This window comes from Enterobacter sp. JJBC (assembly GCF_036936505.1).
GTDB classification, from domain to species: Bacteria; Pseudomonadota; Gammaproteobacteria; order Enterobacterales; family Enterobacteriaceae; genus Enterobacter; species Enterobacter hormaechei_C.
Genome location: NZ_CP136935.1, coordinates 3,750,000 through 3,761,453 on the forward strand (window position 1 = coordinate 3,750,000; position 11,454 = coordinate 3,761,453).

The 11,454-nt window shown below is 58.5% G+C and carries 13 protein-coding genes; 11 read left to right on the forward strand and 2 right to left on the reverse strand.

Annotation, left to right across the window (positions count from 1 at the left end; all coding sequences use genetic code 11):
• Positions 1-34: 34 nt before the first annotated feature.
• Positions 35-499, reverse strand: coding sequence for a formate hydrogenlyase regulator HycA (gene hycA / locus RY075_RS18005; RefSeq protein WP_022651744.1), 465 nt, complete (start codon positions 497-499; stop codon positions 35-37).
• A gap of 210 nt (positions 500-709) precedes the next feature.
• Here hycA and hypA point away from each other — a divergent pair, with 210 nt between their 5' ends.
• From hypA to RY075_RS18055, 10 genes are all read left to right on the forward strand, one after another.
• Positions 710-1,060 carry a hydrogenase maturation nickel metallochaperone HypA gene (gene hypA / locus RY075_RS18010; protein ID WP_022651745.1) on the forward strand — a complete coding sequence of 117 codons (351 nt, stop codon included), beginning with the start codon at positions 710-712 and terminating at the stop codon, positions 1,058-1,060.
• A 3-nt stretch (positions 1,061-1,063) separates the two neighbouring features.
• A complete protein-coding gene (hypB, locus tag RY075_RS18015) occupies positions 1,064-1,927 on the forward strand; it encodes a hydrogenase nickel incorporation protein HypB (RefSeq protein ID WP_045335702.1) in 864 nt (287 codons plus the stop codon).
• The gene (locus RY075_RS18020) at positions 1,918-2,190 is read left to right on the forward strand and encodes a HypC/HybG/HupF family hydrogenase formation chaperone (RefSeq protein WP_003862132.1); all 273 of its coding nucleotides are present in this window, start codon (positions 1,918-1,920) and stop codon (positions 2,188-2,190) included. Before hypB ends, RY075_RS18020 begins: the two co-directional genes overlap by 10 nt.
• Positions 2,191-2,193: 3 nt before the next feature.
• Complete coding sequence (gene hypD / locus RY075_RS18025) at positions 2,194-3,315, forward strand: hydrogenase formation protein HypD (RefSeq protein WP_032610032.1); 1,122 nt, start codon at positions 2,194-2,196, stop codon at positions 3,313-3,315.
• On the forward strand, positions 3,312-4,322 hold the full coding sequence (gene hypE / locus RY075_RS18030) for a hydrogenase expression/formation protein HypE (protein ID WP_023323667.1): 1,011 nt from the start codon (positions 3,312-3,314) through the stop codon (positions 4,320-4,322). Before hypD ends, hypE begins: the two co-directional genes overlap by 4 nt.
• 62 nt (positions 4,323-4,384) lie before the next feature.
• The gene (gene flhA / locus RY075_RS18035) at positions 4,385-6,457 is read left to right on the forward strand and encodes a formate hydrogenlyase transcriptional activator FlhA (RefSeq protein ID WP_022651748.1); all 2,073 of its coding nucleotides are present in this window, start codon (positions 4,385-4,387) and stop codon (positions 6,455-6,457) included.
• 149 nt (positions 6,458-6,606) lie between these two features.
• On the forward strand, positions 6,607-7,605 hold the full coding sequence (locus tag RY075_RS18040) for an ABC transporter substrate-binding protein (protein WP_045894886.1): 999 nt from the start codon (positions 6,607-6,609) through the stop codon (positions 7,603-7,605).
• A complete protein-coding gene (locus tag RY075_RS18045; protein WP_045894888.1) occupies positions 7,605-8,642 on the forward strand; it encodes an iron chelate uptake ABC transporter family permease subunit in 1,038 nt (345 codons plus the stop codon). The genes RY075_RS18040 and RY075_RS18045 overlap by 1 nt, the downstream gene beginning before the upstream one ends.
• A complete protein-coding gene (locus tag RY075_RS18050) occupies positions 8,642-9,403 on the forward strand; it encodes an ABC transporter ATP-binding protein (protein WP_109949097.1) in 762 nt (253 codons plus the stop codon). Before RY075_RS18045 ends, RY075_RS18050 begins: the two co-directional genes overlap by 1 nt.
• Positions 9,404-9,418: 15 nt before the next feature.
• Complete coding sequence (locus RY075_RS18055; RefSeq protein WP_061856254.1) at positions 9,419-10,639, forward strand: MFS transporter; 1,221 nt, start codon at positions 9,419-9,421, stop codon at positions 10,637-10,639.
• Positions 10,640-10,644: 5 nt separating this feature from the next.
• Here RY075_RS18055 and RY075_RS18060 read toward each other — a convergent pair whose 3' ends face one another.
• Complete coding sequence (locus RY075_RS18060) at positions 10,645-10,989, reverse strand: nitrous oxide-stimulated promoter family protein (RefSeq protein WP_073970451.1); 345 nt, start codon at positions 10,987-10,989, stop codon at positions 10,645-10,647.
• Between the two features lie 175 nt (positions 10,990-11,164).
• Between RY075_RS18060 and RY075_RS18065 the strand changes: the two genes are divergently transcribed.
• Positions 11,165-11,395: a SymE family type I addiction module toxin gene (locus RY075_RS18065; protein ID WP_045335710.1), complete on the forward strand. Its 231-nt coding sequence runs from the start codon at positions 11,165-11,167 to the stop codon at positions 11,393-11,395.
• Positions 11,396-11,454: the final 59 nt, after the last annotated feature.

Below are 11,454 nucleotides of genomic sequence, written 5' to 3' on the forward strand. Positions count from 1 at the left end.
AACTGTCTTATCGACACTTCTCGACACTCGCTTTTCAGGCCACGTTCGCGGAGGATTTTCCGTCGATCAGCTGTTTCAGGTTGATCGGCTGATCGTGCTCAACGGCGGCGTAGAGGCCGTTATAAACCGGCGCTATTTTCTCCAGATAGTGCTCCAGCACCTGCTGGCGATCGCGGTTGCTGACGTGACCGTCCACCATGCCGTCGGCCATCAGTTGAGCTTTCGCAATACACTGTTTTTCACCCTCTTTTGTCTCAACGTAATACTCAATGGTGTGGCTGTTGAAGCTCTCCGCCAGGGTGACAAAAATCGTGAAGTGACCAAACAACACAAAGCGCATGTCCCCCTGCGCCGCGCAGCTCATGGCATGGTGCAGACGGGCTTTTGACAGGGTGATCCCCTGAATCAGAGAGTTGCAGTAGAGGTGCCACTGATCCTGAAGCTGCTGATGACGTTGCGCGATGTAATCCGCTTTTTCGCTAATTTCCCAAATAGTCATAAAAGGTATCCGGTTAATGGAGTTAGCGGCTGTTAAGCAGTTTTCGTGCCAGTTTTTAAAATTTTGATTTACATAGCTTTTAACAGGAGACGTACTGTCACCGCCGCGGTGTCGACGTGTCATTTCGACAGCGTTGACATCGTCACGCCGTAACGCAAATCAAGCTGGCACTGTTATTGCATTGAAGGGGCAATTCATTAAGGAGGCGTCATGCACGAAATCACCCTCTGCCAGCGGGCACTGGAACTTATCGAACAGCAGGCTGTGCAGAACCATGCGAAGCGCGTGACCGGCGTCTGGCTGAAGGTCGGGGCGTTTTCCTGCGTCGAGACCAGCGCCCTCACCTTCTGTTTTGAGCTGGTGTGCCGCGGCACGCTGGCGGAAGGTTGCGCACTGCATATCGAGGAGCAGCAGGCGGAGTGCTGGTGCGAACAGTGTCAGGAGTACGTCACGCTGTTGTCATCGAAGGTACAGCGCTGTCCGCAGTGCCAGAGCAGCGGGCTGCGCATCGTGGCGGATGACGGTATGCAGATCCAACGCCTCGAAATCGAGAAGGAGTAAAGTATGTGTAGTACCTGCGGTTGCGCTGAAGGCAACCTGTATATCGAAGGGGATGAACACCGCCCCCACTCCGCGTTTCGCTCCGCGCCCTTTTCCCCTGCCCCGCGTCCCGCGGCGGCACTGACCGGCATCACCTTCGCGCCGCAGCGTTCCGACGCGGGTGACCTGCATTACGGCCGCGGCGAAGCGGGCACCCACGCGCCGGGCATCAGCCAGCGCCAGATGCTGGAGGTGGAGATTAACGTGCTGGATAAAAACAACCAGCTCGCCGTCCGCAATCGCGCCCGCTTTGCCGCGCGCGAACAGCTGGTGCTGAACCTGGTCTCCAGCCCCGGCTCCGGTAAAACCACGCTGCTGACCGAAACCCTCAAACGGCTGAATAAACGTGTCTCCTGCGCCGTTATCGAAGGTGACCAGCAAACGGTAAACGACGCCGCGCGCATCCGCGAAACCGGTACGCCTGCGATTCAGGTCAACACCGGGAAAGGGTGCCATCTGGACGCGCAGATGATTGCCGACGCCGCCCCGCGCCTGCCGCTGGCGAACAACGGCATCCTGTTCATTGAAAACGTCGGCAACCTGGTCTGCCCGGCAAGCTTCGACCTCGGCGAGCGGCATAAAGTGGCGGTACTCTCCGTGACCGAAGGGGAAGACAAGCCGCTGAAATATCCGCATATGTTTGCCGCCGCCTCCCTCATGCTGCTGAACAAAGTCGACCTGCTGCCGTACCTGAATTTCGACGTAGATAAGTGCCTGGCTTACGCCCGCGAAGTGAACCCGGACATTGAGATCCTGCTGGTTTCCGCCACGCGCGGCGACGGGATGGACGCCTGGCTGAACTGGCTGGAGAGTGAACGATGTGCATAGGCGTACCCGGGCAAATTCATTCCATCGACGGCAATCAGGCCAAAGTGGAGGTATGCGGCATCCTGCGCGATGTCGATCTGACGCTGGTAGGCAGCCACGATGAGACCGGCGCATCGCGTCTCGGCCAGTGGGTGCTGGTCCACGTGGGTTTTGCCATGAGCGTGATTAATGAGGAAGAAGCCCGCGACACGCTGGACGCGCTACAGAATATGTTTGACGTCGAGCCGGACGTGGGCGCCCTGCTGTATGGGGAGGAACGATAACACATGCGTTACGTTGATGAATATCGCGCGCCTGAGCAGGTGTTGCAGCTTATCGATCGCCTGAAGTCCCGCGCGTCGCTGCTGGACTACACGAAAGAAAAACCGCTGCGGATCATGGAGGTGTGCGGCGGACACACCCACGCCATCTTTAAATTTGGCCTCGACCAGCTGCTGCCGGAGAACATCGAATTTATCCACGGCCCCGGCTGCCCGGTGTGCGTGCTGCCGATGGGGCGCATCGACAGCTGTCTCGACATCGCCAGCCGCCCCGGTGTGATTTTTTGTACCTTTGGCGACGCCATGCGTGTACCGGGAAAAAATGGCTCGCTGCTCCAGGCGAAGGCGCGCGGCGCGGACGTGCGGATCGTCTACTCACCGATGGATGCCCTGACGCTGGCGATGGCTAATCCTGAGCGTAAGGTCGTCTTTTTCGGGCTGGGTTTTGAAACCACCATGCCCGCCACCGCCATTACCCTCCAGCAGGCGAAAGCCCGCAACGTCACAAACTTTTACTTTTTCTGCCAGCACATCACGCTTATTCCCACGCTGCGCAGCCTGCTGGAAGCGCCAGATAACGGTATCGACGCGTTTCTGGCGCCGGGCCACGTCAGCATGGTGATCGGCACAGAAGCCTACGGTTTTATCGCTGAACAGTACAATCGTCCGTTAGTGGTGGCTGGTTTCGAGCCACTTGATCTACTGCAAGGCGTGACCATGCTGGTTGAGCAGAAAATAGCGGCCCTGAGTGCGGTGGAAAATCAGTATCGCCGCGTGGTGCCCGATGCAGGTAACAGACGGGCACAGCAGGCCATAGCCGACGTGTTTAGCGTCGAAGGCGACAGCGAGTGGCGCGGACTGGGGCTGATTGCCGAATCCGGCGTACACCTGACGCCCGCGTATCGCGCCTTCGACGCCGAAGCGCATTTCCGACCGCAGCCGCAGCAGGTGTGCGACGATCCCCGCGCCCGCTGTGGCGACGTACTCACCGGAAAATGCAAACCTTATCACTGCCCGTTATTTGGCAACGCCTGTAACCCGCAAACCGCGTTTGGCGCGCTGATGGTCTCTTCAGAAGGGGCATGCGCCGCGTGGTATCACTATCGCAACCAGGAGTGTGAAGCATGAACACGGTGGAAATGGCGCACGGAAGCGGTGGACAGGCGATGCAGCAGCTGATTAACCGGCTGTTTATGGACGCCTTTAACAATCCCTGGCTCGCCGAGCAGGAAGATCAGGCGCGCATTGCGCTCTCAACCCTCACCGCACACGGTGACAGGCTGGCGTTCTCTACCGACAGCTACGTGATTGACCCGCTGTTCTTCCCGGGCGGCGATATCGGCAAGCTCGCCGTCTGCGGCACGGCAAACGACGTCGCCGTCAGCGGCGCGATCCCCCGCTACCTCTCCTGCGGGTTTATCCTCGAAGAAGGGTTACCGATGGAAACGCTCACGGCGGTGGTCAACAGCATGGCGCACACCGCCCGCGAGGCGGGGATCGCTATCGTCACCGGGGATACCAAGGTGGTGCAGCGCGGCGCGGCGGATAAGCTTTTTATCAACACCGCCGGGATGGGGGCGATCCCCGCCGATATTCACTGGGGCGCTCAACAGCTTTGCGCAGGCGACGTGCTGATTGTCAGCGGCACGCTGGGCTGCCACGGGGCAACCATCCTGAACCTGCGCGAAGGCCTGGGGCTGGACGGGGAACTGCGCAGTGACTGCGCGGTACTCACGCCGCTGATCCAGACGCTGCGTACCGTTCCCGGCGTGAAAGCGCTGCGCGATGCCACCCGCGGCGGCGTGAATGCCGTGGTGCATGAGTTTGCCGCCAGCAGTGGCTGTGGTATTGAGCTTAACGAGCGCAGCCTGCCCGTCAGACCTGCCGTTCGTGGCCTGTGCGAACTGCTGGGGCTCGACCCGCTGAACTTTGCCAACGAGGGCAAGCTGCTGATCGGCGTGGAGCGCCAGGCTGCCGAAGCCGTACTTGCACAGCTGCGCGCGCATCCATTAGGGAAAGACGCGGCCATCATCGGCGACGTGGTTGAGCGCAAAGGGGTGCGCCTGACCGGGCTTTACGGCGTGAAGCGTACGCTGGATCTGCCGCACGCTGAACCGTTACCCCGAATTTGCTAGACCGCGCCAAAAGCGGTCAGCGCTGAATTTCTCTTTTTGCCAGTTTCTATTGGAAAGCAACAATGCCGTATACACCGATGAGCGATCTTGGACAGCAGGGCCTGTTTGACATCACGCGCACACTTTTACAACAGCCCGACCTCGGCGCACTGAGCGATGCCCTGACGCGGCTGGTCAGGCAATCTGCGCTGGCGGACAGCGCCGCCATTGTGCTCTGGCATAGCGCAACCCACCGCGCGAGCTATTTCTCAACGCGTGATAACGGCAAAATCTTCGAATATGAAGATGAAACGTTTCTTGCCCACGGCCCGGTGCGGCGTATTCTCTCCCGTCCGGAAGCGCTGCACTGCAATTTTGACCAGTTTCGCCAGGCCTGGCCGAAGCTGGCAGAGAGCAACCTTTACCACCCTTTCGGCCACTACAGCATGCTGCCGCTGGCGGTGGAAGGGCAAATTTTTGGCGGCTGCGAGTTTATCCGCGATACCGACCAGCCCTGGAGCGAGGCGGAGTACGAACGCCTGCACACCTTTACCCAGATTGTGGCCGTTGTCGCGGAGCAGATCCAAAGCCGCGTCACCAATAACGTGGACTACGACCTGCTGAGCCGCGAGCGCGATAACTTCCGCATTCTGGTTGCCATCACCAACGCCGTGCTCTCCCGCCTGGACATGGATGAGCTGGTCAGCGAAGTATCAAAAGAGATCCATCACTATTTTAAAATCGATGCCATCAGCATTGCGCTACGCGGCAACCGGAAAGGCAAGCTGAACATCTACTCCACCCACTACCTTGATGAAGCTAACCCGGCGCACGAGCAGAGCGAAGTGGACGAAGCGGGAACGCTGTCCGAGCGGGTATTTAAAAGCAAAGAGATCCTGCTGCTCAATCTCAATGAACAGGATCCGGTAGCCCCCTACGAGCGGATGCTCTTCAACACCTGGGGCAACAAGATCCAGACCCTGTGCCTGCTGCCGCTGATGTCCGGCAACACCATGCTCGGCGTGCTCAAACTGGCGCAGTGCGATGAAGCCGTATTTACCACCGCCAACCTGAAGCTGCTGCGCCAGATCGCCGAGCGCATCTCCATCGCGCTGGATAACGCCCTCGCCTATCAGGAGATCCACCGCCTGAAGGAGCGGCTGGTGGACGAAAACCTGGCGCTGACCGAGCAGCTCAACAACGTGGACAGCGAGTTTGGCGAAATCATCGGGCGCAGCGATGCCATGTACAGCGTGCTCAAGCAGGTGGAGATGGTGGCGCAAAGCGACAGCACGGTGCTGATCCTCGGTGAAACCGGTACCGGGAAAGAGCTGATTGCCCGGGCGATCCACAACCTGAGCAACCGCAACAGCCGCCGGATGGTGAAGATGAACTGCGCGGCGATGCCTGCTGGCTTACTGGAAAGCGACCTGTTCGGCCACGAGCGCGGTGCCTTTACCGGCGCCAGCAGCCAGCGGCTGGGCCGTTTTGAGCTTGCGGATAAAAGCTCTTTGTTCCTCGACGAAGTGGGCGATATGCCGCTGGAGCTCCAGCCCAAGCTGCTGCGCGTGCTGCAGGAGCAGGAGTTTGAGCGCCTCGGCAGCAACAAGCTGATCCAGACCGACGTGCGTCTGATTGCCGCCACCAACCGCGATCTGAAAAAAATGGTCGCAGACCGTGAGTTCAGAAGCGATCTCTACTATCGCCTGAACGTGTTCCCGATCTGCCTGCCGCCGCTGCGCGAGCGCCCGGAAGATATTCCGCTGCTGGTGAAAGCCTTTACCGCGAAGATTGCCCGCCGGATGGGGCGAAATATCGACAGTATTCCTGCCGAAACGCTACGCACACTCTCGGCGATGGAGTGGCCGGGGAACGTGCGCGAGCTGGAAAACGTCATCGAGCGCGCGGTGCTGCTGACGCGCGGGAACGTGCTTCAGCTGTCTCTGCCGGAGGTTTCTCTTGCGGAAACGACCGTGGCCGCAACCGAGGTTGCGAAGGATGGAGAGGATGAATATCAGCTCATTATGCGAGTGCTGAAGGAGACCAACGGCGTGGTAGCCGGGCCGAAAGGCGCGGCGCAACGGCTGGGGCTGAAGCGTACCACCCTGCTCTCGCGCATGAAGCGTCTGGGAATCGATAAAGAGAGCCTGAATTAACCCGTCATTCCGGCGCCGTATATGGCGCCGCCTTTCATCACTCTGCGTAATTGTCTCACATTGACACAATATATTTTCCTCTGTATAAAATTCCGCCTTAATAATGCGTTTCATTTGCATCAAAATAATTTTAATGAAGGTAGCGTTTAATGAAAAAGGTTCTCTGCGCGTTAGGCCTGGCGGTTGCATCAATGAGTACAGCTCTGGCTACCACGTACCCGCTCACGATAGAAAACTGCGGGTATAAAGAAACCTTCACCAAAGCGCCGGAACGCGTTGTGGCCCTGGGGCAGAATACCGTCGAGATCCTGCTTCTGCTGGGTCTGGAAGATAAGGTGAAAGCCAGCGCGTTCTGGCCGACCAAAGTATTGCCGCAGCTGGCTGAGCAGAATGCAAAAATCAAAACCCTGACCGTCGAAATTCCGACACTTGAATCCATTCTTGCGCAAAACCCTGATTTTGTTCCTGCACAGCTGCCGCTGCTGCTCGGACCGGAAAGTAAGGTCGCAAAACGCGAAGACCTGGCCACCGTTGGGGTAAACAGCTATTTATCTCCGGGCATGTGCGCCACCAAAAAAGCCGCAGGGGACATGTACGGCAGCCGCCAGACGCTGTGGGACATGACCTACCTTTATCAAGAGATTGAGGATTTCGCCAAGATTTTCAACGTGGAAGCGCGCGGTCAGGCCGTTATCGCCGACTTCAAAAAACGTGAAGCCGACCTGCGCCAGGAGTTTGGCAAAAACAACAAAGACCTCTCCTTTGTTTTCTGGTTCTCAAGCTCCTCACCTTCGGCTGATGCCTATGTCGGCGGCAAAAACAGCGCCTCTGGCTTTATTGCTAACGTGCTGGGCGGCCATAACGCCATTACCTCTGAGACCGAATGGCCGACCGTAGGCTGGGAAAGTATTATTGCCGCTAATCCGGACGTGATTGTGGTCTCCAGCCTGGATCGTAACCGCTGGGCGCTGGACAACGCCGAAGAAAAAATCAAATTCCTGAAAAGCGATCCAGCCGTCAGCCAGATGGAGGCGGTGAAGAAGGGTCATATTGTGGTGATGGACGGCCAGGCCATGAACCCGACGATTCGCACGCTTTACGGTGCTGAGCAGGTCGGCGAACAGCTCAGAAAACTGGGACTGGACTGATGACCACCGCCGTACTTCAGATGCGGCAGGGGGTGCTCCTGACCACGTCATGCCTGCTCGCCTTCGTGCTGTTGTTTCTGGTGATCGCCCTTGGCGTCAGCATCGGTGAGTTGTCTATCCCGCTCAATAACGTGTTCTACGCCATCAGCAATAAGCTGGGGCTGACTGACGTTCCGCTCAACCGCATCTACGAGAGCGTCATCTGGGACTTTCGCCTCAGCCGCGCGCTGGTGGCGGCCTGCTGCGGAGCCGGGTTGGCCATCTGCGGGGCCGTATTGCAGAGCCTTTTGAAGAATGCGCTGGCGGAACCTTACGTGCTCGGCGTGTCGGCGGGAGCGTCAACCGGGGCGGTGTCAGTCGTCGTATTGGGTCTCGGCACCGGCGCAGTGTCGCTTTCTGCGGGCGCGTTTGCCGGAGCCTTCGCCGCCTTTGCCTTCGTCGCCTTCCTGACCAACGGCGCGCGCGGCGGCAATGAACGCACGATCCTGGCGGGCGTAGCGGCCTCTCAGCTGTTTAACGCCATTACCGCCTATACCATCAGCACCTCTGCCAGCGCGCAACAGGCGCGCGACGTGATGTTCTGGCTGCTGGGCAGCTTTAGCGGCGTACGCTGGCCGGAATTCCAGCTGGCGCTGGTGGTGGTGGTGGCGGGGCTGGCCGTCTGTCTTTATTATTCCCGTGCGCTGGACGCCTTTACGTTCGGTGATGATGCCGCCGCCTCGTTGGGCATTGCCGTGCCCTGGGTGCGCCTGGCCTTGTTCACCACCACCGCCCTGATCACCGCGACCATTGTCAGCATGGCGGGCTCTATTGGTTTTGTCGGGCTGGTCGTGCCGCACGTTATGCGTTTCCTGTTCGGGCCGCTGCACCGCACGCTGCTGATAGCCAGCGCGCTGGCGGGGGCGATCCTGATGGTGCTGGCCGACATCGCCTCGCGGATGCTGATTGCCCCGCAAAGCCTGCCGGTTGGCGTCGTTACCGCGCTGGTGGGCGTACCGTTCTTCGCCGTGATTATCTACCGCTCAAGGAATAAATGATGAGCATCTGCGCCGACAATATCACCTGGAAGGTAGGTAAAAAGGTTATCGTGAATCATGTTTCGCTGAAGGTTTCCCAGGGCGAAACGGTGGGTCTGCTTGGCCCTAACGGCTGCGGTAAATCCTCGCTGTTGCGCATACTGGCAGGTCTGCGCCGCCCGGATGCCGGGTGCGTGACGCTGGACGGACAGGACATTGCCCGCATTGCCAAAAAGCAGCTGGCGCGGCGCGTGGCGTTTGTTGAACAGCACGGAATGACCGACGCCAATATGCGCGTGCGTGACGTCGTCAAACTGGGGCGAATTCCGCACCATTCTCCCTTCTCAAACTGGAGCGCGCAGGATGACGAAACCGTCACCGCCGCCCTGCAACGCGTGGATATGCTGGATCGCAGCGAACAGGGCTGGCTGAGCTTATCCGGCGGCGAGCGTCAGCGGGTACATATCGCCCGCGCGCTGGCGCAAACGCCCACCGAGATCCTGCTGGATGAACCGACCAACCATCTGGACATTCATCATCAGATGCAGCTCATGCAGCTTATCAGTGAGCTGCCGGTAACCAGCATCGTCGCCATTCACGATCTTAACCACGCATCCATGTTCTGCGATTCGCTGATTGTGATGCAGCAAGGGCAGATTGTGGCGACCGGAACGCCGCAGGAAATCTTATCCGAGGAGCTGCTCTGGGACATCTTCAGGGTGAAAACCAGAATCGAGATCTCGCCGTACCACGGCAAAAAACACATCCATTTTATCGTGTAGGGGTGAGTTAAAACGATGCCTCTTCGCACTGCCACCACGCTCTGGCCGCCCGTTCTGCTGGGCAGCCAGTTCGTGTTTAACATTGGCTTTTACGCGGTCGTTCCCTTCCTCGCGATCTTCTTGCGTGACGATATGCTGCTCTCCGGCGGGCTGATTGGGCTGGTGCTTGGGCTGCGCACCTTTTCCCAGCAGGGGATGTTTATTGTTGGCGGCGCGCTTTCAGACCGGTTTGGCGCGAAGAGCGTGATCCTCAGCGGCTGCATCGTCCGCGTGGTGGGTTATTTACTGCTGGCCTTTGGGCAATCCCTGTGGCCCGTCATTCTGGGGGCCTGTCTGACGGGCGTTGGCGGCGCGCTGTTCTCACCGTCGATAGAGGCCCTGCTGGCAAAAGCGGGAACGCAAAGTGAGGCAAAGGGTAAACGGAGCCGCGCGGAGTGGTTTGCGCTGTTTGCGGTGTGCGGTGAACTTGGCGCCGTTCTTGGCCCGGTGATGGGGGCCCTGCTGACGGGGCTGGGCTTTCGTCAGGTTGCGCTCGCAGGCGCAGGGATATTTATCGTTGCGCTGGTAGTGCTATTTTTCTGCCTGCCTGCGGCACATCACAGCACGAAGCCGCTGAAAATTCTGCCCTGGTGGACGACGTTCCGTCAGCCGCGTTTCGTCGCCTTTATCATTGCCTACAGTTCATGGCTGTTAAGCTATAACCAGCTCTATCTGGCGCTGCCGGTGGAGATCCAGCGCGCCGGGGGGAACGAAAAAGACCTGGGACCGCTGTTTATGCTGGCATCGGTGCTGATCATTGTTCTGCAATTGCCCCTCGCCCGCTTCGCCCGAAAGGTTGGCGCGGTAAGGATTTTACCGGTGGGCTTTTTGCTGCTCTCCGCCGCGTTTGCCAGCGTGGCGCTTTTTGCCGCGACGGAGCCGCCGGAGGGCTGGCTGCGCCTGCTGCCCTCTGCAAGCCTTGTCACGCTGCTGACGCTCGGACAAATGCTGCTGGTGCCGTCGGCTAAAGATTTGATCCCGCGCTTTGCCGAGGAGTCAACGCTTGGAGCGCACTATGGCGCACTCTCAACCGCCGGCGGCATCGCGGTGCTGGTGGGGAATTTAGGTTTAGGCAGCCTGCTGGACAAGGCGCTGGTGCCCTCGACGGAGGCCATTTACCCGTGGCTGCTGCTGGCGGTGTTTCCACTGTGCAGCGCGGTCGCGCTGAGCGTGATTTGCCGCCCGCTGCGGCGCTGAAGCGCCTATTTTTTAGGTCGATACTTTTCAGGCAGTTCCGGAACCGGACGGCGATCGTCAATAAGGTGGCGAAGAGTCAGAATCGGATGACGCCATAGCATTCGTGGCCCCGCCCAGCGCATCACCTGCTTCATCTCCTCACGTCTGGCGGGCTGATAGCAGTGCACCGGGCACTGTTTGCAGGCGGGTTTTTCCTCACCAAACACGCATTTATCCAGCCGCTTATCAGCATAAGCCTTGAGCGCCGAATAGTGTCCCTCTTCTTTTATGGCGTGCGGACACCTGTTTTCGTACAGGGCGATCATTCTGGCGATCGTCTTTTTTTCTCGTGAAATACGTTTACCGGACATAACGCCGTCCCCAACAATAAAGTGCATTTATAATACCCTTTTATCTGCACATTTTCAGTCATTGCATTCCATTTTCTGAAGCGTCCTTCCAGAATTTCCCCGCCCCCCGCCGCGTTTTACTGGTATTTTATACAGGCGTAAATAATCACCTTTGACCGCATTCACCGGAGCGCTTATGCAACAGATCGCGATCGCCAAACCCTATCGTCACTTGAAAGTGGGTTACTTCAGAAAACGTCATGAAGACCGTAAAACGAAAATTCCAAAACGGTACAGCGTACACGCAGCTCTAAGCCTGAAAGGCGACTGGCTTGAACAAGCGGGATTTACCACCAACTCGCAGGTGCGGGTGGGCGTCGAGCACGGAAAAATCATCATTGAATTAATGGCGGAAGATGCCTCGTAAAGTCGTGACTTTTTTCTGCGCCGCACCTTTTTTTCATGCGACAATAGAAGGAACAATCG